Source organism: Acinetobacter gyllenbergii CIP 110306 = MTCC 11365 (assembly GCF_000413855.1).
In the GTDB taxonomy this organism is placed as follows: Bacteria; Pseudomonadota; Gammaproteobacteria; order Pseudomonadales; family Moraxellaceae; genus Acinetobacter; species Acinetobacter gyllenbergii.
In genome coordinates, this window is the sequence record NZ_ATGG01000025.1 from 100,619 (window position 1) to 121,717 (window position 21,099).

At 42.6% G+C, this 21,099-nt stretch carries 18 protein-coding genes and 1 tRNA gene; 2 read left to right on the top strand and 17 right to left on the bottom strand.

The genetic code is table 11. The features are described from left to right. Positions 1 to 81 precede the first annotated feature (81 nt). The 5 genes from htpG to F957_RS05290 all read right to left on the bottom strand — a co-directional run bounded on the left by htpG (position 82) and on the right by F957_RS05290 (position 6,021). Entirely contained in the window at positions 82 to 2,001 is a 1,920-nt protein-coding gene (gene htpG / locus F957_RS05310) for a molecular chaperone HtpG (protein ID WP_016542302.1), read from the bottom strand. 114 nt (positions 2,002 to 2,115) lie between these two features. Beyond that, a complete protein-coding gene (locus F957_RS05305; RefSeq protein ID WP_016542301.1) occupies positions 2,116 to 2,466 on the bottom strand; it encodes a lysozyme inhibitor LprI family protein in 351 nt (116 codons plus the stop codon). A gap of 136 nt (positions 2,467 to 2,602) precedes the next feature. Next, on the bottom strand, positions 2,603 to 3,187 hold the full coding sequence (locus tag F957_RS05300; protein ID WP_016542300.1) for an OmpW/AlkL family protein: 585 nt from the start codon (positions 3,185 to 3,187) through the stop codon (positions 2,603 to 2,605). A gap of 415 nt (positions 3,188 to 3,602) precedes the next feature. Further along, on the bottom strand, positions 3,603 to 5,024 hold the full coding sequence (locus F957_RS05295) for a Na+/H+ antiporter family protein (RefSeq protein WP_016542299.1): 1,422 nt from the start codon (positions 5,022 to 5,024) through the stop codon (positions 3,603 to 3,605). Between the two features lie 121 nt (positions 5,025 to 5,145). Then, on the bottom strand, positions 5,146 to 6,021 hold the full coding sequence (locus tag F957_RS05290; protein ID WP_016542298.1) for an alpha/beta fold hydrolase: 876 nt from the start codon (positions 6,019 to 6,021) through the stop codon (positions 5,146 to 5,148). 113 nt (positions 6,022 to 6,134) lie between these two features. Between F957_RS05290 and F957_RS05285 the strand changes: the two genes are divergently transcribed. Then, entirely contained in the window at positions 6,135 to 6,620 is a 486-nt protein-coding gene (locus tag F957_RS05285) for a DUF4442 domain-containing protein (protein ID WP_016660494.1), read from the top strand. 64 nt (positions 6,621 to 6,684) lie between these two features. Here the strand turns inward: F957_RS05285 and F957_RS05280 are convergent, their stop codons facing one another. Next, positions 6,685 to 7,044, bottom strand: coding sequence for a hypothetical protein (locus F957_RS05280; RefSeq protein WP_016542296.1), 360 nt, complete (start codon positions 7,042 to 7,044; stop codon positions 6,685 to 6,687). Positions 7,045 to 7,407: 363 nt separating this feature from the next. Here F957_RS05280 and F957_RS05275 point away from each other — a divergent pair, with 363 nt between their 5' ends. Then, positions 7,408 to 7,701, top strand: a complete 294-nt coding sequence (locus F957_RS05275; protein WP_228129651.1) for a hypothetical protein — start codon at positions 7,408 to 7,410, stop codon at positions 7,699 to 7,701. A 145-nt stretch (positions 7,702 to 7,846) separates the two neighbouring features. On the opposite strand, the gene F957_RS05270 is transcribed toward F957_RS05275, so the two are convergent. The 11 genes from F957_RS05270 to F957_RS05220 form a co-directional block, all read right to left on the bottom strand. After that, positions 7,847 to 8,212: a hypothetical protein gene (locus F957_RS05270; RefSeq protein WP_016542295.1), complete on the bottom strand. Its 366-nt coding sequence runs from the start codon at positions 8,210 to 8,212 to the stop codon at positions 7,847 to 7,849. Between the two features lie 164 nt (positions 8,213 to 8,376). Beyond that, positions 8,377 to 12,570, bottom strand: coding sequence for a DNA-directed RNA polymerase subunit beta' (gene rpoC, locus F957_RS05265; RefSeq protein ID WP_016542294.1), 4,194 nt, complete (start codon positions 12,568 to 12,570; stop codon positions 8,377 to 8,379). A 140-nt stretch (positions 12,571 to 12,710) separates the two neighbouring features. Beyond that, on the bottom strand, positions 12,711 to 16,799 hold the full coding sequence (gene rpoB, locus F957_RS05260; protein WP_016660496.1) for a DNA-directed RNA polymerase subunit beta: 4,089 nt from the start codon (positions 16,797 to 16,799) through the stop codon (positions 12,711 to 12,713). Between the two features lie 309 nt (positions 16,800 to 17,108). After that, positions 17,109 to 17,474, bottom strand: coding sequence for a 50S ribosomal protein L7/L12 (rplL, locus tag F957_RS05255; RefSeq protein ID WP_016542292.1), 366 nt, complete (start codon positions 17,472 to 17,474; stop codon positions 17,109 to 17,111). Between the two features lie 42 nt (positions 17,475 to 17,516). After that, entirely contained in the window at positions 17,517 to 18,023 is a 507-nt protein-coding gene (gene rplJ, locus F957_RS05250; RefSeq protein ID WP_016542291.1) for a 50S ribosomal protein L10, read from the bottom strand. 312 nt (positions 18,024 to 18,335) lie between these two features. Continuing rightward, positions 18,336 to 19,031: a 50S ribosomal protein L1 gene (gene rplA / locus F957_RS05245; protein WP_004656290.1), complete on the bottom strand. Its 696-nt coding sequence runs from the start codon at positions 19,029 to 19,031 to the stop codon at positions 18,336 to 18,338. A 3-nt stretch (positions 19,032 to 19,034) separates the two neighbouring features. Then, positions 19,035 to 19,463 (bottom strand): 50S ribosomal protein L11, encoded by a 429-nt coding sequence (rplK, locus tag F957_RS05240; protein WP_004637639.1) that lies wholly within the window; start codon positions 19,461 to 19,463, stop codon positions 19,035 to 19,037. A gap of 112 nt (positions 19,464 to 19,575) precedes the next feature. After that, a complete protein-coding gene (gene nusG, locus F957_RS05235) occupies positions 19,576 to 20,109 on the bottom strand; it encodes a transcription termination/antitermination protein NusG (RefSeq protein ID WP_004656291.1) in 534 nt (177 codons plus the stop codon). A 7-nt stretch (positions 20,110 to 20,116) separates the two neighbouring features. Continuing rightward, positions 20,117 to 20,557 (bottom strand): preprotein translocase subunit SecE, encoded by a 441-nt coding sequence (gene secE / locus F957_RS05230; protein ID WP_016542290.1) that lies wholly within the window; start codon positions 20,555 to 20,557, stop codon positions 20,117 to 20,119. A gap of 76 nt (positions 20,558 to 20,633) precedes the next feature. Continuing rightward, positions 20,634 to 20,709, bottom strand: a tRNA-Trp gene (locus tag F957_RS05225). Positions 20,710 to 20,763: 54 nt separating this feature from the next. Continuing rightward, positions 20,764 to 21,099 (bottom strand): EF-Tu C-terminal domain-related protein (locus tag F957_RS05220; RefSeq protein WP_016660497.1); only part of this gene is annotated, 336 nt, incomplete at its 5' end.

The following is a 21,099-nucleotide window of genomic DNA, read 5'->3' on the forward strand; positions in this document are numbered from 1 at the left end:
AAATAACCACACAACTGTGGATAAGTTTTAAGTTATCCATAAAAAAACCTCTGCCGAAGCAGAGGTTTTTGATCAAAGCACTTATTTCAATAACAAACTATTAATTCGTTTTACATAGGCCGCAGGATCTTCAGGTAAGCCACCTTCTGCAATCACTGCTTGATCAAAGATCACATTGGCCAAATCATCGAACTGCGCTGAGTTCTCTAATTTTTTCACCAAAGGATGCTCTGGGTTAATTTCCAAAGTGGGCTTAATTTCAGGTACTGCCTGACCTGCCTGTTTCAACATACGAATCAGTTGTGGCGAAAGCTCCCCTTCACTAGTCACTAAACATGCAGGAGAATCCACCAAGCGTGTCGTCACACGCACTTCTTTGGTTTTATCTTTTAACGATGTGCTTAAACGATCAACCACTGGTTTAAACTGTTCTGCGGCCTGTTCTAAAGCTTTTTTCTCTTCCGCATCTTGCAGATCACCTAGGTCAACTGCACCTTTAGACACATTCTGCAGCGGCGTTCCATCGAACTCAAATACAAAGTTCATGGCCCACTCATCCACACGGTCTGCCATGAGCAGGACTTCAATGCCTTTTTTCTTGAATACTTCAAGTTGTGGCGAGTTTTTCGCAGCACTTAAACTATCTGCAGTCACATAATAAATGGCTTTCTGGCCTTCTTTCATGCGTGCTTTATAGTCCGCAAAAGAAGTACTGATCTCATCATTATTTGAAGTCGCATAGCGTAATAATTTGAGAATACGTTCACGGTTACCTGTGTCTTCACCTAATCCTTCTTTAAGGACTGAACCAAATTCAGTATAGAAGGTTTTGAATTTTTCTTGGTCCTTCTCATCGTCCGATTTGGCCAAGCCATCAATTAAAGTCAATACACGGCGTGCATTACCTTCACGAATAGTTTTTACATCACGGCTTTCTTGGAGTAACTCACGACTAACATTCAACGGCAAATCAGCACTGTCTACTACGCCTTGAACAAAACGTAAATAGTTTGGAATTAGGTTATCTGCTTCATCCAAGATAAATACACGTTTTACATACAGCTTAATGCCCGCCTTCGCTTCACGGGTAAACAGATCCTGTTTGGCCTGACTTGGGATATACAGTAACTGCGTATATTCTGTGCTGCCTTCTACGCGGTTATGCGCCCAAGCCAAAGGCTCAGCAAAGTCATGACTCAGATTTTTATAGAATTCGATGTATTGCTCATCGGTGATTTCGTTCTTGCTGCGTGTCCATAATGCACTCGCAGAGTTAATCGCTTCCCACTCATCGGTCTTGACCATTTGACCGCCTTTAGGTTCTTCACCTTCAGCGACCTCCTCCTCTTGCCATACTTCTTTTTGCATTTCGATTGGCAAGCTGATGTGGTCAGAATACTTATTGATGATTTGTTTAACTTTCCACGACTCTAAATAATCCAGTGCATCATCACGTAAATGCAAAATGATATCTGTACCACGGGTGGCTTTATCAATGCTTTGCACTTCGAACTCGCCTGTTCCACCACTAATCCAGCGTACACCCTCTGCTGCGTCCAAACCTGCACGGCGTGATTCCACCGTAATTTTGTCAGCAACAATAAAACCTGAATAGAAACCCACACCAAACTGACCAATCAACTGGGCATCTGATTTTTGGTCACCTGTCAGTTTAGACATAAAGTCTTTGGTACCTGATTTTGCAATGGTCCCTAAGTTATCAATCGCTTCTTGTTGGCTTAGACCAATCCCGTTGTCTGAAATAGTTAAGGTTTTATGGTCTTTATCTAAACTGACGCGAACCCGTAAATCTGGATCATTTTCATAATATTCAGGGTGATTAATCCCTTCAAAACGTAGCTTATCGCAAGCGTCCGATGCATTTGAAATCAATTCACGTAAGAAAATTTCAGGATTTGAATATAGCGAGTGCGTCACTAAATGTAATAACTGAGCAACTTCTGCTTGGAAACTATAATTCTGGGTCACTTGTTCACTCATAAATCACTCCTTATCTGTGCTTATCTCTTTGGAATGATTTATGAATGGTGCATATCTTGAATTTTTCAATCCTTGGGATTTATTTTTCAGTTAAAAATCGCACAAAAATCACAATTAGAACGGTCCTTGACTCAAGACGCGTGTTTGTAGAAGTTGATCAAGCTGTTGCTGTCTCTGTGCATAAGCACGACGAAGACATGGGGTATTGGCGCCACAAGAATTACGCTGTTTCAACCACTGGAACTGCTGGTCCTTTTCTGCATCACGGCCACCCATCGGCAGAGCACGCAAAATAATTTGATAGGTGGTCGCGAGTTTAACATCGGCATCATTTAAGCCACGATCATTACAAATCTGTTGCTCCGCTTTTAATTTTGCTGCCTTACAAGAGTAACTCGCTGCATGCACTTGAGATAGAAACAGCACGGGCACAGCTATGAGGATCAAGGCGACTAATTTTTTCATTATCAATGGCTCACTTTTATTCGTGATGATGTCTCAGCATACAAAACTCTCTGTGTAGCCGCTGTATCTGTTTTATATGGGAATTGCAAAAATAAAAAAGCCCCACAGGGTGAGGCTTTTTCAGTAGAGCTTCGGCTTAGAACTTGTAGCTATAACCTAAAGTATAGACCACTGGATTGAGATCTAAATCGAATTTAGTCCCATCCACCAATGTCACTTCTGGGCTAATGTCTGCATAACGGACATCAACATAAACACCCCAGTTTTTAGCATCCGCAGGCTGGAAGTTAAAGCCCAACTGACCTGCAAAACCAAAGTCTTCTTTCACATCTTTCGCTACACCTTTTTCATGCCAAGGAATGAAGGCAGTACCACCGATACCGATATAAGGGGTAAAACGTGTTGAATTTTTAAAGTTATATTTCGCGGTAATGGTCGGTGGCAAATGACGAACACTCGCAACTGACTCACCATTTAATAGCACATCATGTTTCACTGGTGTCGCCAATAAAATTTCAGCTGAGAATGGTGTTTCACCAAAGAAATATTCAACAGAAGGTGTAAATGCAAACTCATCATCGCCTTTGACCGTTGCTCCTGGAGCCAACGTTGTATCTGCAGTTGGATTAATGACACTCGCACCCACTTTAACTTGAAAGCCCCCTGCAAATGCAGTTGAAGACAACCCCAATAATGCAACAACCAATACTTTCTTTAACATTAAATCAACCTCTTTAACAATTTATGTTCTTGTTCAACATAATAAACACGGGTTTTTACATTATGCAATACTTATTAATTCCGACCTTTTAAATCTATTTTGTAATACCTTGAATATTAATAATATATAATTGTTAAAATATGTAATATTTATAAATTCAGACTATTTTAGTCTACTTAAATTACTATAAAACCTAGTATTTTTATCGGATTACATGTATTTAAAATTCACTTAAAGTTTTTAAAAAAATTAAATTAAGCTGAATTTAAAAATATCATCACATAAAACTTAATATTAAAACCATATTATAAAATTAGATTAAAAAAGAGACAAAAAATGTCATTTAATGATATTTTTTATATTTTAACTCCAAAAAAATAAGCAAAAAAAAATGGCTCTTAATGAGCCATTTTTATTATAAAATCATCGCTGCAATCCAGCCAAAAATAAGTAGCGGGATATTAAAATGTATAAAGGTCGGCACAACGGTATCCCAAATGTGATCATGTTGACCATCCACCCCCAAACCAGCCGTAGGTCCCAAGGTAGAATCCGAAGCCGGTGAACCAGCATCCCCTAGCGCCGCCGCAGTTCCGATGAGTGCAATCGTAGCTAAAGGAGAGAAACCAAATTGTACGCATAAAGGGACGTAAATTACCGCCAGTACAGGCACACTTGAGAATGATGAACCAATCCCAATCGTGACAAATAAGCCGATAAATAACATTAGAAATGCAGCAAGCGCATGGTTATCGCCAATGATATGCACCACGCCATTGACCAGATGGGTAATATCACCGGTATGCGTCATCACTGAGGCAAAACCTGCGGCAGAGATCATGATAAAGCCCACCAGAGCCATCATGCGCATCCCTTGTACAAATACATCATCGGCATCTTGCCATTTAAAGATCCCTGATGCAGATAACACCGCAAAACCGACCAAACCACCGAGAATCATTGAACCCGAGTACAACTGCGCTACCAAGGTTAATGCAATCGCAAGTACTGCCATAAACATGGTTTTCTTCGAGATATACGGAACATTCTCTGCTTCTTGTTTCAGTTCTTCAGCATCGCTTTTCAAGTCATATTCTGCTTGTGAAGTGACTTTCAGTGGCTTGTCCAGATCAATCGTTTTGACTGGCGTAATCGAACGATCTACATAAATACGTGGCTTACGATAGCTAATAAATACGGCCACCAACGTACCAATCACCATCCCCAAGACAGGAATCGCCATGCCCAGTGGCATCATGCCACGTTCCACATGCAAACCATAGGCTGCACCAATTTTGTTGATATTACCCATCAAAATCTGTTCAAGGAAGATCGCACCAAAGCCAACTGGCAGGAAAATATAGGTTCCCACCAAGCCGAGGGTCATGACACAGGCTGCCGCACGTCGATCTAGCTTTAAATGGTTCATGACTTTCAATAAAGGTGGAACCAGAACAGGAATAAAGGCAATATGCACGGGAATCAGGTTTTGAGAGAAAATGGCAGCAATCAGTAAAATGGTTAATAACAGATATTTCACCTTTTTTTGCTGATTTTTACCGGCTTCCATCCCCAACAAACCAATCAGTTTATGTGCAAGCAAATCAGGTAAACCAGACTTAGACAAGGCTAATGCAAAAGCACCTAATACCGCATAGGCCAGTGCCACTTCAGCACCATCCCCCAAGCCAGCATTAAATGCCTCTACTGTTTGAGAAAGACTTAAACCAGCGACCAAGCCCCCAATAATGGCGGAAATCACCAAAGTGAGAACAACAGAAACACGTGCCAGTGATAGGATAAACATCACGGCAATCGCAATTACGACAGCATTCATGAATAAATTCAGGAGCAATAAAAAGGCGACATTCTAGCAGATTCATTAAAACCTAGCTGAAAATATCGCCGAATTGTGCCGCATCTCAAGTGATTTTTAGCTTAATAAATCCACTAAAGCCTTAAGCAGCCTGACGTTGTACGAACTGACGGATCAGTTCAGCAATTTTTTCTGGCTGACTCAATACCGCCCAATGGTTGGCATCGAGTTCAACATATTCAAATTTTTCTACCCATTTTGGCATCGATTCAGTAATGTACTCTGGACTGACAAAAGCATCGCGTTTTAACACAATTGCCTGTACAGGGCATTGTGCATAACGTTGACGTGGTTGAGTCAATGACGGAATAAAATTGGCACGATACAGGTTAATCCCATATTTACCATCTGCCACAATATTGGCATTCAATGGCAAATCTTTCTTCTTCTCTAAACCACTTAAAATCTTGCCCCATTTTTCAGGACTAAAGAACGTCCATACCGTTGGTGCAACAAGCGGTAAATGAAATGCACCGATATACCAAGATTTGGTCAGCATCTTCAATACATTGCTTGGAGCCGATTTAAATTTTTCACGTAAATACAAAGATGCATGGTCTAAGCATGGTCCTGAAATAGTGGTATAAGACAATAAACGGCCTTTTAACTTAGGCTCAGTTGCAGATTCCCACGACTGCAAAGACCCCCAATCATGGGCTGCCATATGGAAATTACGGTTAGGTAAAACTTGATCCACCACTTCTTGCAAGTCTAATGATAAACGCGGCAAGCGGTAATCCTTAATACGCTTAGGAATCGAAGAAAGTCCTGCTCCGCGCACATCATAAGTCACCACGTAATAATCATTGACCAGTTTTTCAATGATCGGCTCCCAGACTTCCTGATTATCTGGATAGCCATGGACTAAAACCAAAGGCGTTTTTTGCTCATCTCCCCATGTTTTGACACACAGTGTTTGCTGATCCGATGTTGTGACTGTTTTGATTTGTGCTTGCATAATTTTTTCCCATTTTGTTTTCTATCGGCTGTTCATAAAACAGCCATTGCCAGCGATGCAATAAAAATGATACTTATGAAGTATGAATAGAGTTGCAAGAAAAAAAATTGACCATGAAAGACTTTTTCAAAAAAATTCGCACCATTCCTGCGATTTCCAAATTTATGCTGAATCACTATTCCCCTTATCGTGGTGCAGGAATCGCAATTGAAACCATCGATCTGGATGATTATTACATTCGTGTCAAAATGCCCCTGACTCGACGTAATCGTAATTTGGTGGGAACGCATTTTGGCGGTAGCCTATATTCAATGGTTGATCCCTTTTATATGCTGATTTTGATCCATCATTTGGGGCATAAATATATTGTTTGGGACAAAAGTGCCACGATTAACTTTCTTTCCCCTGGTCGTAACACCGTTTATGCCGAGATCAGGCTGAATGCGGATGAAATCACTGAAATTAAAAAACTAGCAGAAAATCATGAACCAGTTTTAAGGCATTACAGCTTGAATATTGTGGATGATGCAGGAACGCGCATCGCCGAAGTTGAAAAGGTACTGTATATCCGTCGCAAAAAACCTAAAGCCAGTTCTTAAAAACTTATTTCAATAAAAATGCCTGCAATCAATTACAGGCATTCTTGAATCAGATCTGAAGAAATTATCGTTTCTTCTCTTGAATGGCTGCACCAGCACCGCCGCCAATTGCACCACCGATTGCAGCGCCTGAGTCACCACCAAAGATGGCTTTCCCGACAACTGAGCCAATACCTGCACCCACTGCGCTGCTTGTGGTTGAACTACTATTTCCACCTTTAGCATTCGCACCGACACCAGCACCTGCTGCTGCACCAACACCAGCACCGAGGCCACCACCGACATGGTTACCAACGCCACCGCCCACAGCACCACCCAGTGCTGCGGCACCGATACGTTGATCAGATGCACTCATATTTTGACAGCCCGTAAACATCACCGCCGATAACAGCAAAGTGGAAACTAAACCGATTGTTTTTTTCATGACTATACTCACTACTCTTATGTTCTAACAAAAGCATAGTCTTCTTTTATGCGGAATTTGATCACATTGTGTTATCACAATGTCCTAATCGATTGATATTTTGTAAAGGGTATTTTTTTGGGGTAACAACATAAAAAAAATAATAAGGAATTCTAGAATTTCCCATTTAGATAAATCTTCATGATTTCTTTGTTTATTTTTCTCATAAGCAGTCTGTTAATATTTTTAGTCACGATAAACCAAGGATAATTTATGAAAAAGATAGTTTTTCTTTTTGTATTTATCTCATTTCTGTCGGGCTGTGCCGGTTCTCCAGTTGGAAACCTTATAACAAATCAACGTAATGAAACAATGCGAGATCGCATGCAATCATGGGTAGGTGCATCATCTGATGAGCTGATTACCTCATGGGGACCACCCTCTAATCAATCCAAATTATCGAATGGGTCTCATCTTATCGTCTATGAATCCTCATGGGATACGTATAGGAAAGGCGGCACTTACAGCTTCTATACCAATTATTGTGTACAAAAGTTTTTAATAGAGCGGAATATCGTAAGTAAATGGGGATTATCGGGTGGATGTAAACGTTATCCAAAAAATCCTAAGCTACTCCCTGCGACTACGGCGATACCAGAACCAACTTTAGCTGAATAAAAATCGTCATTTATAAGTTTAGCAATAAAGCTTTTCTCAGCGGTATTTTTTACTGAGAAAAGCCCATTTATATAATGAGATGATACAGATACTAATCATCAGATAGCGTCCCTGACTTTAGTTTTGAATCAAACTCATAAACAGCTTAGTACTTGCCTTTTTTCTCGCCATAAGCAGAACCAGCACTACCACCCAGCGCACCACCCACTGCAGCACCTGAGTCTCCACCCAATACGGCACCACCAATCACGGCACCTAAACCAGCACCGATGGCACTGTTTCTGGTATTTTTACTATTCGAGCCTTTGGCATTCGCAGCAACACCAGCACCAAGTGCAGCACCTAGACCTGCGCCTAAATTACCGCCGACATGCTTACCGACAGCACCACCTGCACCACCACCAATCGCAGCAGCACCAATACGCTTACTTTCAGGACTCGCATTTTGGCAACCAACAAATAGCGTGCTAGACATTAAAGCAACACCTGCAACCATCATCATTTTTTTCATTAGAACTCTTCCTCTCCTCAGATGTGCATAGGATAGTATTGTTTAATGAACTGTTTACTTTGATTAAGTAATCAAATACTGAAGCTCTAATGTGTTTTTGTAACAACTGCTTCATTTTTCCACAAAAAAAGGCACCCGAAGGTGCCTTTTCTATTCGCTAGAACTTAGAACTGGTCTGAGTTCAACGCTTGACTAAATGCTTGGTCAACTTCACTGAAATCGTTATGAAGTTCAAATTCAGCAGCTTCTGCTTCTTGGCGACGACGCTCCAAGTGGTAAGCAAGACCTGTACCGGCTGGGATCAAGCGACCCACAACAACGTTTTCTTTCAAGCCACGTAAATCATCTTCTTTACCTGTTACAGCCGCTTCAGTTAACACACGTGTGGTTTCCTGGAACGATGCCGCAGAGATGAACGAGTCAGTAGAAAGCGATGCTTTGGTAATACCCATCAATTGACGTTCAAACTTCGCAGGGAACTTGTTCTGAGCCAAGACAGCTTGGTTCTCTTGAACAACGCGGATGTAATCCACTTGCTCACCTTTGATGAAGCTTGTGTCACCGCCATCGGTGATATCAACTTTACGCAACATTTGACGTACAACAACTTCAATGTGCTTATCGTTGATTTTTACACCTTGGAGACGGTAAACGTCTTGAACTTCGTTCACGATATAGTTAGTTAACGCAACTTCACCTTTCAAACGCAAGATGTCATGTGGGTTTTGTGGACCATCAGAAATCGTCTCGCCACGGTTCACATGCTCACCTTCGAACACGTTGATTTGACGCCATTTTGGAATCAATTCTTCGTAAATCTCAGAACCGTCATCTGGACTGATTACTAAACGGTTCTTACCTTTGGTCTCTTTACCAAAGCTAACAACACCTGATACTTCTGCAAGAATCGCATGTTCTTTCGGCTTACGTGCTTCGAACAAGTCAGCTACACGCGGAAGACCACCGGTAATATCACGAGTACGTGAAGTTTCTTGTGGTACACGACCAATGACGTCACCCACACCAATCGTTTCGCCATCACGGACAGTCACAATTGTGTTTTGTGGCAAGAAGTAGAACTGTTCGCCGCCATCGGTTGTATCCAACACGATTGCAGGACGTAAATCTTTACCAGAAGCAGGACGCGCTGTTACAGGCAAGATTTCAACAGTGGTCATACCTGTTGCATCATCAGTTTTTGATGTTGCAGTTACGCCATCAGCGATCTGACTGAAACGCGCTTTACCAGCAACTTCTGTAACCAATGGATGTGTATGTGGATCCCAAGTCGCTACGATACCGCCAGCTTCTACAGCTTCACCATCTTTCAACAAGATGCTTGCACCATAAGGAAGTTTATAACGCTCACGCTCACGACCTAAGTCATCCGCAATACCAATTTCACCTGAACGTGAAACAGAAACCAAGTGACCTTTAGCATGTTGTACAGTTTTCACGTTGTGGAAACGTACAGTACCTTTGTTACGGACTTGAACACTGTTTGCAGCAGACGTTCGGCTCGCAGCACCACCGACGTGGAAGGTACGCATTGTTAACTGTGTACCCGGTTCACCAATTGACTGTGCAGCCATTACACCAACAGATTCACCTGGGTTCACCAAGTGACCACGTGCAAGGTCACGACCGTAACATTTCGCACAAACGCCGAATGCAGATTCACATGCGATAACTGAACGGACTTTAACTTCATCGACACCCGCTTCTTCAAGCTGAGCAGCAATTTTCTCGTCAATTAAGGTACCACGTGGAAGAACCACTTCATCATCAGATGCACGACGTACGTCTTCAGCAGTTACACGACCCAATACGCGATCGCGTAATGGTTCGATTACGTCACCACCTTGAATGAATGGAGTCATCACCAAGCCGCCAGCTGTACCACAGTCAGACTCAGTAATCACTAAATCTTGTGCTACGTCTACAAGACGACGTGTTAAGTAACCCGAGTTCGCAGTTTTCAATGCGGTATCGGCCAAACCTTTACGCGCACCGTGTGTCGAGATGAAGTACTGAAGTACCGTCAAACCTTCACGGAAGTTCGCTTTAATTGGGGTCTCAATGATCGAGCCATCCGGCTTCGCCATCAAACCACGCATACCCGCAAGCTGACGAATCTGCGCCGCACTACCACGGGCACCCGAGTCAGACATCATGTAAATCGAGTTGAATGATTTCTGCTTCTCGTCTTCACCTTGTTTGTTTTTCACAAGGGTATAAGACAAGTTGTCCATCATCGCTTTCGCAACTTGGTCGTTGGTACGCGCCCAAATATCGACAACTTTGTTATAACGTTCGCCCGCAGTTACGAAACCTTGCTCAAACTGTTGTTCGATTTCACGAACTTCGGTTTCAGCTTTATCGATAATCGTATGCTTGGTTGGTGGAATCAACATGTCTTCCATACCAACAGATACACCTGAACGCGTCGCTTGACGGAAGCCCAAATACATCAATTGGTCAGCGAAGATAACCGTATCTTTCAAACCAAGTTTACGGTAGCAAGAGTTGATTAACTTCGAAATGTTTTTCTTGGTCATCTCAAGGTTGATCGATTCAAAGCTTAAACCTTGTGGAACAACTTCCCACAACAAGCAGCGACCTGGTGTTGTATCAACAATAATGGTTTGCTTTTCGCGTTGACCATTTTCATCAATCACTGTTTGGTGTACACGTACTTTCACGCGTGCATGAATTGCAACTTTACCCGTTGCTAAAGCACGGTTAACTTCGTGAGTATCTGCAAACACCATGCCTTCACCTTTGGCATTTACCGCATCACGCGTGATGTAGTAAAGACCCAAGACCACGTCCTGAGAAGGAACGATGATTGGCTCACCGTTTGCAGGTGACAAGATGTTGTTGGTCGACATCATCAACGCACGCGCTTCAAGCTGTGCTTCCAATGTCAATGGAACGTGTACCGCCATTTGGTCACCATCGAAGTCGGCGTTAAACGCAGCACAGACGAGTGGGTGAAGACGGATCGCCTTACCTTCGATCAGAATAGGTTCAAATGCTTGAAGACCTAGACGGTGAAGTGTTGGCGCACGGTTCAACATCACTGGATGTTGACGAATCACAGAAGCAAGAACGTCCCAAACTTCCGGCGTCTCGCGCTCAACCATTTTCTTCGCAGCTTTAATGGTTGTTGCTTGGCCAGAGGCTTGTAGTTTCGCGAAAATGAATGGCTTGAACAATTCAAGTGCCATTTTCTTCGGAAGACCACATTGGTGAAGACGTAAAGTAGGACCAACGGTAATAACCGAACGACCAGAATAGTCAACACGCTTACCGAGCAAGTTTTGACGGAAACGACCTTGTTTACCTTTGATCATATCTGCCAAAGATTTCAATGGACGTTTGTTCGAACCTGTAATCGCACGACCACGACGACCGTTATCAAGCAACGCATCAACAGACTCTTGTAACATACGTTTTTCGTTACGTACGATGATGTCTGGCGCAGCAAGGTCAAGAAGACGCTTCAAACGGTTGTTACGGTTGATCACACGACGATATAAATCGTTCAAGTCTGAAGTCGCGAAACGACCACCTTCAAGTGGTACAAGCGGACGTAAGTCTGGTGGAAGTACTGGCAGTACATTCATCACCATCCATTCAGGCTTGTTGTTCGAATCTTTGAAAGCTTCCATCAATTTCAAACGCTTAGACGCTTTTTTAAGTTTCGTCTCAGAGGTTGTTTGTGGAATTTCTTCACGTAAACGTGCAATCTCGGCTTCAAGATCGATATCTTTTAATAAATCCTGAACAGCTTCTGCACCCATTTTCGCAGTGAATTCATCACCGTGTTCTTCAAGTGCATTGTAGTATTCTTCGTCTGTTAAAAGCTGATACTTTTCAAACGGAGTCATACCAGGATCAGTAACAACATAAGATTCGAAATACAATACGCGCTCGATATCACGTAATGTCATATCAAGAAGTAAACCGATACGGCTCGGTAATGATTTCAAGAACCAGATGTGTGCAACTGGAGACGCAAGCTCGATGTGACCCATACGTTCACGACGAACTTTCGCAGTTGTTACTTCAACGCCACATTTTTCACAAATGACGCCTTTGTATTTCATACGCTTGTATTTACCACACAAGCATTCGTAATCTTTTACTGGACCAAAGATTTTGGCACAGAACAAACCGTCACGTTCAGGTTTAAAAGTACGGTAGTTAATGGTTTCAGGCTTTTTAACTTCACCGTGAGACCATGACTTAATCATCTCTGGTGACGCAAGACCAATACGGATACGGTCAAATTCAATAGGTGCATGACCTTCTGAATCCGTTTTCTTACGCATGATATCGAGCAAGTCTTTCAATTTTTTTCTCCGTGTGTCGAGGAGCTAAGCTCACCCGACTGGGTCACAAATATTGTTTTTACTGAAATTTGGGAATCTCGAATCCCCCTTTCAAGGGGGACCTCCCCCCTCTTTCTCAAAGAGGGGTTGGAGGAGATTTTTTAGTCACCATTTTTCAGTTCAATGTTGATACCTAAAGAACGGATCTCTTTGGTCAATACGTTGAACGATTCAGGCATACCCGGATCCATATAATGGTTACCATCTACAATGTTCTTATAGATGCGTGTACGGCCTTCGACGTCATCCGACTTCACAGTAAGCATTTCTTGGAGAGTATATGCTGCACCGTATGCTTCAAGTGCCCATACTTCCATCTCACCGAAACGCTGACCACCGAATTGTGCTTTACCACCAAGCGGCTGTTGAGTCACAAGTGAGTAAGAACCCGTTGAACGCGCATGCATCTTGTCATCAACCAAGTGGTTCAATTTGAGCATGTACATGTAACCTACAGTTACAGGACGGTCAAACTGTTCACCTGTACGTCCGTCAAACAATACTGTTTGACCCGTACGTGAGATGTCAGCAAGTTCAAGCAAGTCTTTGATCTGGCTTTCTTCAGCGCCATCAAATACAGGTGTTGCCAATGGAACACCAGCACGTAAGTTGCCTGAAAGTGCCAAGATTTCTGCGTCAGTCAAGCTATCAAGCTCTTCCTGCTCACCACCAACCTTGTTATAAATCTTGTCTAAGAAGTCACGTAGTTCTAACACTGTACGCTGTTCTTTCAACATTTTTTCGAGTTTGTCACCCAGACCTTTGGCCGCCATACCCAAGTGAGTCTCAAGAATCTGACCCACGTTCATACGTGACGGTACACCCAATGGGTTCAATACGATGTCGACTGGTACACCATTGGCATCATGCGGCATGTCTTCAACTGGTAAGATGTTAGATACAACACCCTTGTTACCGTGACGACCCGCCATCTTATCACCAGGCTGGATACGACGTTTAACAGCAAGGTAAACCTTAACAACTTTCAATACGCCCGTTGTTAATTCATCACCTGTAGAAAGTTTGCGTTTCTTCTCAGCAAACTTCTCGTCAATCTCGTAGCTCTTCTCTTTCAAGAATACTTGAATTTGAGTTAAACGCTCTGCGATTGCTTCATCAGTCGGTTGGATTTCTAGTAAATCAACCAGCTCTAAACCGGACAATACGTCTTCAGAAAGCTTATCACCACGTTTGGTTGAACCACCACCGTTAGACTCTTGACCTTTCAACAAACGAACAATACGTTCACGTGCTGCTTCTTCGAAGATTTTGTATTCTTCTTTCAAGTCTTTACGGTATGCATCCAGCTGAGCTTTCTCAATTGCTTGAGCACGTTCATCTTTTTCCAAACCATCACGAGTGAAGACTTGAACGTCAATCACCGTACCTTTAGTACCAGACGGAACACGTAAAGACGAGTCTTTTACGTCAGCCGCTTTTTCACCAAAGATTGCGCGAAGTAATTTTTCTTCAGGCGTTAACTGAGTTTCACCTTTAGGCGTTACCTTACCAACAAGGATGTCACCTGCAGTCACTTCAGCACCGATATAAACAATACCTGACTCATCCAATTTAGACAGTGCAGCTTCACCTACGTTAGGAATATCGGCAGTAATTTCTTCTGCACCTAACTTGGTATCACGCGCTACACATGACAATTCTTGAATGTGAATCGACGTTAAACGGTCTTCTTGAAGAACACGCTCAGAAAGTAAGATCGAGTCTTCGTAGTTATAACCGTTCCATGTCATGAACGCGACGCGCATGTTTTGACCTAGCGCAAGTTCACCCATGTCAGTCGATGGACCATCAGCCAAGATATCACCACGAGCAACTTTGTCGCCCAAGTTCACGATGACATTTTGGTTAATACATGTATTTTGGTTTGAACGTGTATATTTGATCAGGTTATAGATATCTACACCTGCTTCACCCGCAATCATTTCATCTTCGTTGACACGAATCACGATACGAGATGCATCTACATATTCAATCGCACCACCACGGTCAGCGATCACACATACACCTGAGTCACGTGCTACGTTTGCTTCCATACCCGTACCAACAAGCGGCTTGTCAGCACGTAAGGTAGGAACAGCCTGACGTTGCATGTTTGAACCCATCAATGCACGGTTCGCATCATCGTGTTCAAGGAATGGAATCAATGACGCTGCGACAGATACAACCTGTTGCGCAGAAACGTCCATATGGGTTACGCGCTCAGGCGACATACGAACGAAGTCACCTTGATGACGTACAGAAACCATTTCTTCAGTTAACGTACCATCTTTATCCACTGCAGAATCGGCCTGTGCAATGACAGTACCTACTTCTTCAATTGCAGATAAGTATTCAACTTCATCAGTTACACGACCATCAACAACTTTACGGTATGGTGTTTCCAAGAAACCGAAGTCATTCGCTTTTGCATAAACAGAAAGCGAGTTGATCAAACCAATGTTTGGACCTTCAGGCGTTTCAATTGGACAAACACGACCATAGTGAGTTTGATGTACGTCACGTACTTCGAAGCCTGCGCGTTCACGTGTCAAACCACCAGGACCAAGCGCAGATACACGACGTTTGTGTGTAATCTCAGACAATGGATTGTTTTGGTCCATGAACTGAGACAACTGGCTTGAACCAAAGAATTCTTTGATTGCAGCAGCAACTGGTTTTGCGTTGATTAAATCTTGTGGAGACAAGTTATCAGTTTCTGCTTGGCTTAAACGCTCTTTAACAGCACGTTCAACACGAACTAAACCAACACGGAATTGGTTTTCAGTCATTTCACCAACAGAACGTACACGACGGTTACCCAAGTGATCGATATCGTCGACTTCACCTTTACCGTTACGGATTTCAACCAATGTACGCAGTACATCGATGATATCTTCGTGCGACAAAATACCTTCAACTTCGCGTGACTTCTGATCCGTACCCACTTCGTAAGGACGACCCAAACGACGGTTGAACTTCATACGACCTACTGGAGAAAGGTCATAGCGCTCAGAAGAGAAGAACAAGTTGTTGAATAAGTTTTCAGCAGCTTCTTTTGTTGGCGGCTCGCCTGGACGCATTACTTTATAGATTTCAACAAGCGCTTCTTCACGGCCTGTAGTTGTATCTGCACGTAATGTATCTGCAACGAAAGAACCACGATCAATGTCGTTAGTGAATAGGATGTTAAATTGTTTAACACCACCTTCTGCCAACTTCACCAAAGTTTCATGGCTAAGCACGGTATTTGCAGGAATCACATCACCGCTTTTCAGAGTGATATCTTCAGCTGTAATACGCTCATATAAATATTCATCAGGTACAGAAAGCTTCGCTAAGTTCGCAGCTTCCATTTGACGTACGTGACGTGCATTAATACGTTTACCTTGTTCAACGATCGCTTTACCATCGTTGTCCAAGATATCAAATTGCGCCATTTCACCACGTAAGCGGTCTGGAACGAGGTCAATCTGATAGCTACCCATATCAAGATATACAGGTACTTTTTCGTAGAACAAATTCAAGATTTGTTCATTGCTGTAATTCAAGGCACGTAGAACTACCGTTGCAAGCAACTTACGACGACGGTCAATACGTACAAAGACTAAATCTTTGGCATCAAATTCAAAATCTAACCATGAACCACGGTAAGGGATAATACGTGCTGAATACAACACTTTACCGCTTGAGTGGGTTTTACCCTTGTCATGGTCAAAGAATACGCCTGGTGAACGGTGTAATTGAGATACGATTACACGCTCAGTACCGTTAATAACGAAAGTACCGTTATCGGTCATGAGTGGCATTTCACCCATGTAGACTTCTTGTTCACGAACGTCTTTAATTGATTTCGTTTCACGATCTTTGATGATCAAACGAATTTTTACGCGCATTGGTGCTGCATAAGTTGAACCACGTAAAATACATTCACGTACGTCGAACTCAGGCTTACCAAGGCTATACTCAACAAATTCTAAAGCAGCATTGCCAGAATAACTTTCAATAGGAAAAACTGAACGAAATGCGGCTTGGAGACCGATATCTTCGCGATTTTTTGGAGTTTTACCGCCTTGTAAGAATGTACGGTACGAATCGACCTGAATCGAAAGTAAGTACGGTGCTTCCATTACGTGGGGCAATTTACCAAAATTCTTACGGATCCGTTTCTTTTCGGTATATGAGTATGCCATCTGGAGTCCTCGGAAAGTAAACTAAACCCGCCTGCAGAACGGGTCTAGAAGGAATGACGCAGGCCGATATGGCCACCACTGTTTACAAATGCTGCAATTTTTAGTGGTATTAAAACGCTTAACAATATTTTTATAAGCAAAAAAATATTGGTAAGCGTTTGATTTTGTGTTGTTTGTTTAAATAACGCGCATTTCACACACGAAACTAACAAAAAACGAGCCGATTATTGTAACGCAAAAAGGCTGATGACCCAAGAGCCATCAGCCATTTTTTGGAGCCGATTTTGAAAAAATCGACTCCCTACAGAATTACTTAAGTGTAACTGTAGCACCAGCTTCTTCAAGCTTCTTCTTAAGTTCTTCGCCTTCTTCTTTAGAAACGCCTTCTTTAAGAACTGCAGGAGCGCCTTCAACAAGATCTTTAGCTTCTTTAAGACCAAGGCCAGTAGCTTCACGAACTGCTTTAATTACAGCAACTTTGTTAGCACCGAAAGAAGTCAACTCTACGTTGAATTCAGTTTGTTCTTCAGCAGCAGCAGCACCTGGAGCAGCAGCAACAGCAACAGCAGCAGCAGATACGTTAAATTTCTCTTCGAAAGCAGAGATTAATTCAACAAGTTCAAGAACAGTTTTTTCAGCAACTGCGTTTAAGATTTCTTCGTTTGTTAAAGCCATGAGAATAACTCCAAATGGATATTGAATGGTGTGAAAGTAGGATTAAGCCGCTTCTGACTCGTTTTTCTCTTTGAGTGCCGTAATAAGGCGACCCAATTTCGAAATAGGAGCTTGAAGGACAGAGGCAAGCATCGTAAGCGCTTTTTCTTGGTTCGGAAGATTTGCAATTACACTAACTTCAGCACCTTGATAAACTTTGCCATCAAATGCAGCAGCTTTTAATTCAAAAGCTTTGTTAGCTTTCGCAAATTCTTCGAACAAGCGTGCAGCTGCACCCATGTCATCTTCAGAAGTTGAGAAACCGAGAATGGTTGGGCCAACAAGGTCGTCATTCAAGATATCAAATTGAGTACCTTCAAATGAACGCTTAGCTAAAGTATTACGCACGATACGTGTTGTAACACCTAGCTTACGAGCTTCAACACGAAGTTGTGTTAATTGCTCTACGCTTGAACCTTGATAGTTAGCCACAACAACAGAAAATGCTTTAGAAGCAACTTCGCTTACTTCAGCAACAATCTGTTTTTTGTCTTCGATAAGAAGAGCCATTGTAAAACCTCCTAACGGTGATTTATGCACCCAGATGGATGCACTCCCAATTCGTAAACCCTTTCAGGCTTACACGCGGAGGAGGAATAAATCACACCACCGCGTCTACTCAGACTGGATGATTAAGAAAAATATTCGAAAATATTTCTCGCCTGAGGTCTTTGACGCTGATAAATATTCATTTATCAATTCAAAGTTTGCCTAAAAACCCCTTCTCCCTCAGGGAGAAGGTAGGGATGAGGGTATAAAACCTCTCCCCAACCCTCTCCTATAAAGAGAGGGAGCTTTTCAGGGCTTTAAAATTCTTGCAAATTACTTAGAAACGTTGCTTACGTCAACGATCAAACCAGGACCCATAGTTGAGCTCAAAGTGATCTTTTTAACGTATACACCTTTAGAAGTTGCAGGCTTTAACTTTTTCAAGTCTGCAATTAAAGTTTCAACGTTTTGACGTACAGCTTCTTCGCTAAAGCCAAGTTGGCCGATCGCAGCGTGGATGATACCCGCTTTGTCTACACGGTAACGTGCTTGACCAGATTTAGCATTCTTAACCGCGTTAGCAACATCAGGAGTTACTGTACCCACTTTAGGGTTTGGCATTAAGCCACGTGGACCAAGAATCGTACCTAACTTACCAACAACGCGCATTGCATCAGGAGCAGCAATCACTACGTCGAAATCAAGGTTTCCACCTTGAATGCTTTCAGCAAGGTCATCAAAACCAACGATATCAGCACCAGCAGCTTTCGCAGCTTCTGCAGCAGCACCTTGAGCAAATACTGCAACACGTACAGTTTTACCAGTACCTGCAGGTAAAGTTGTAGCACCACGAACAACCTGATCAGATTTACGTGGATCTACGCCAAGGTTTACAGCGATATCTAAAGATTCTTTGAACTTCGCAGCTGGAAGGCTGTTAAGAACTTGTACTGCTTCTTCCAAAGTGTAAACTTTGTTTGCTTCTACAGCAGCAGCAATGGCTTTTTGACGTTTAGTTAACTTTGCCATGTCTTATAGCTCCACTTCCAAGCCCATAGAACGTGCAGAACCAGCAATGGTACGTACACGAGCGTCTAAATCAGCACCAGTTAAGTCTGGTTCTTTAGTAGTCGCGATTTCTTCTAATTGAGCACGAGTCAACTTACCAACTTTAGTTTTGTTAGGTACAGAAGAACCCTTTTGAATACCAGCAGCTTTCTTAAGAAGAATAGATGCAGGTGGAGTTTTCATGATGAAAGTGAACGACTTATCGTTGTACACAGTGATCACGACAGGAATTGGCAAACCAACTTCAAGTTTTTGTGTAGCAGCATTGAATTCTTTACAGAATGCCATGATGTTTACACCACGTTGACCTAAAGCAGGACCAATTGGTGGAGATGGATTTGCTTTACCAGCTGGAACTTGCAGCTTGATATAGCCGTCAATCTTCTTAGCCATTGAAAATTACCTCTGGGTACAGACGCCGTTAGGCTCCCCAAAAAATTAAACAACACCGAAGTGTTAGAACAACAATGCCCGATCAGATCGGGCGCTTATCAACCTACGCAGATTAAATCGTTTTTTCGACTTGGCGAAACTCGAGTTCAACCTGAGTTGGTCGATTAAATACATTAATCGTCAACGTTAAACGTGACTTATCGTATTGAACTTCCTCCACGACCCCTTTAAAGTCAGTGAACGGACCATCAATAACGAGCAATTCTTCACCAGGTTCAAACATCGTCTTAGGACGCGGTGCTTCACCTGTATTACGTACACGCGCAAGAATCGCATCAGCTTCACGTTGTGAGATTGGCGCTGGTTTTTCTGGTGTACCACCAATAAAACCAAGAACCTTTGGACACTCTTTAACAATGTGCCAAGTATCATCATTCATTTCCATTTCGACTAATACATAGCCAGGAAAGAATTTACGTTCAGACTTACGTTTCTTACCATCCTTCATTTCCACTACTTCTTCAGTAGGGACGAGGACTTCACCAAAACTATCAGCAACAGTGCTGCGCTGGATTCGGTCATTAAGTGAACGCATCACTTGTTTTTCAAAACCTGAATAGGCATGAATAATATACCAACGTTTCATCGCACTCTTACCCGATAATTAACTTAATAAACCAACCTAACCCGTAGTCAAAACACCATAAAACCAATGATGCAATGAGTACAACCAAAAGCACTTGCCACGATGTCGTGATCGTCTCTTGTTTTGTTGGCCAGGTCACTCGACGCAGTTCAATTCGCGCATCTTGCAACAAACGCACAAAGCCTTTGCCTTGATGGGTGGCGTATAATAAACCTAAAGCGACGACGACACAAGCCAAAATTACCCCAACGCGCACCCAAATATCATTTGCAGGTGCCCAATAGGCCGGTAAATGCTGATTTACCAATGCGGCGCCGATCAATAAAACGATAGCAATCAACCACAAGACAATATCAAGTGGAGAGCCAGAGTTTACAACTTCAGCGGCATTATTTCTTTGAGGGATTGGCGCGTCGCTTAATGCGTCACGCGATTTATCATTCGACATTTTTTTACTCGTCGTAGAATTCGCGACTTATTATATGACAACTCAGCCAGAATTAAGCTTTTTTATAAAAAAAAAGTGGCAGGCCAGGAGGGACTCGAACCCCCAACATTCGGTTTTGGAGACCGACGCTCTACCAATTGAACTACTAGCCTATTATGCAAATCGAAAGCCGAAGCTTCCGATTTGAGTGTAACACAGTCTTGGGCTTATGCAGTTACTTTAGCAACAACACCAGCACCTACAGTACGACCACCTTCACGGATCGCAAAACGTAGACCTGGGTCCATTGCGATCGGGTGGATTAACTCTACTGACATTTCAACGTTGTCACCAGGCATAACCATTTCAACGCCATCTTGTAATTTGATCGCGCCAGTTACGTCAGTTGTACGGAAGTAGAACTGTGGACGGTAACCGTTAAGGAATGGAGTATGACGACCACCTTCCTCTTTAGAAAGTACGTATACTTCTGCGTCGAATTTAGTGTGCGGCTTGATTGTACCTGGTTTAGCAAGTACTTGACCACGTTGTACGTCTTCACG

What these genes read in the sequence shown, in the direction of transcription:
- F957_RS05295 (WP_016542299.1), bottom strand. Translation starts at nt 5,024, where the DNA reads ATGAATGCTGTCGTAATTGCGATTGCCGTGATGTTTATCCTATCACTG.
- htpG (WP_016542302.1), bottom strand. Translation starts at nt 2,001, where the DNA reads ATGAGTGAACAAGTGACCCAGAATTATAGTTTCCAAGCAGAAGTTGCT.
- rpoB (WP_016660496.1), bottom strand. Translation starts at nt 16,799, where the DNA reads ATGGCATACTCATATACCGAAAAGAAACGGATCCGTAAGAATTTTGGT.
- nusG (WP_004656291.1), bottom strand. Translation starts at nt 20,109, where the DNA reads ATGAAACGTTGGTATATTATTCATGCCTATTCAGGTTTTGAAAAACAA.
- rplK (WP_004637639.1), bottom strand. Translation starts at nt 19,463, where the DNA reads ATGGCTAAGAAGATTGACGGCTATATCAAGCTGCAAGTTCCAGCTGGT.
- rplA (WP_004656290.1), bottom strand. Translation starts at nt 19,031, where the DNA reads ATGGCAAAGTTAACTAAACGTCAAAAAGCCATTGCTGCTGCTGTAGAA.
- F957_RS05275 (WP_228129651.1), top strand. Translation starts at nt 7,408, where the DNA reads ATGCAATCATGGGTAGGTGCATCATCTGATGAGCTGATTACCTCATGG.
- F957_RS05270 (WP_016542295.1), bottom strand. Translation starts at nt 8,212, where the DNA reads ATGAAAAAAATGATGATGGTTGCAGGTGTTGCTTTAATGTCTAGCACG.
- F957_RS05305 (WP_016542301.1), bottom strand. Translation starts at nt 2,466, where the DNA reads ATGAAAAAATTAGTCGCCTTGATCCTCATAGCTGTGCCCGTGCTGTTT.
- secE (WP_016542290.1), bottom strand. Translation starts at nt 20,557, where the DNA reads ATGTCGAATGATAAATCGCGTGACGCATTAAGCGACGCGCCAATCCCT.
- F957_RS05280 (WP_016542296.1), bottom strand. Translation starts at nt 7,044, where the DNA reads ATGAAAAAAACAATCGGTTTAGTTTCCACTTTGCTGTTATCGGCGGTG.
- rplL (WP_016542292.1), bottom strand. Translation starts at nt 17,474, where the DNA reads ATGGCTTTAACAAACGAAGAAATCTTAAACGCAGTTGCTGAAAAAACT.
- F957_RS05290 (WP_016542298.1), bottom strand. Translation starts at nt 6,021, where the DNA reads ATGCAAGCACAAATCAAAACAGTCACAACATCGGATCAGCAAACACTG.
- rplJ (WP_016542291.1), bottom strand. Translation starts at nt 18,023, where the DNA reads ATGGCTCTTCTTATCGAAGACAAAAAACAGATTGTTGCTGAAGTAAGC.
- F957_RS05285 (WP_016660494.1), top strand. Translation starts at nt 6,135, where the DNA reads ATGAAAGACTTTTTCAAAAAAATTCGCACCATTCCTGCGATTTCCAAA.
- F957_RS05300 (WP_016542300.1), bottom strand. Translation starts at nt 3,187, where the DNA reads ATGTTAAAGAAAGTATTGGTTGTTGCATTATTGGGGTTGTCTTCAACT.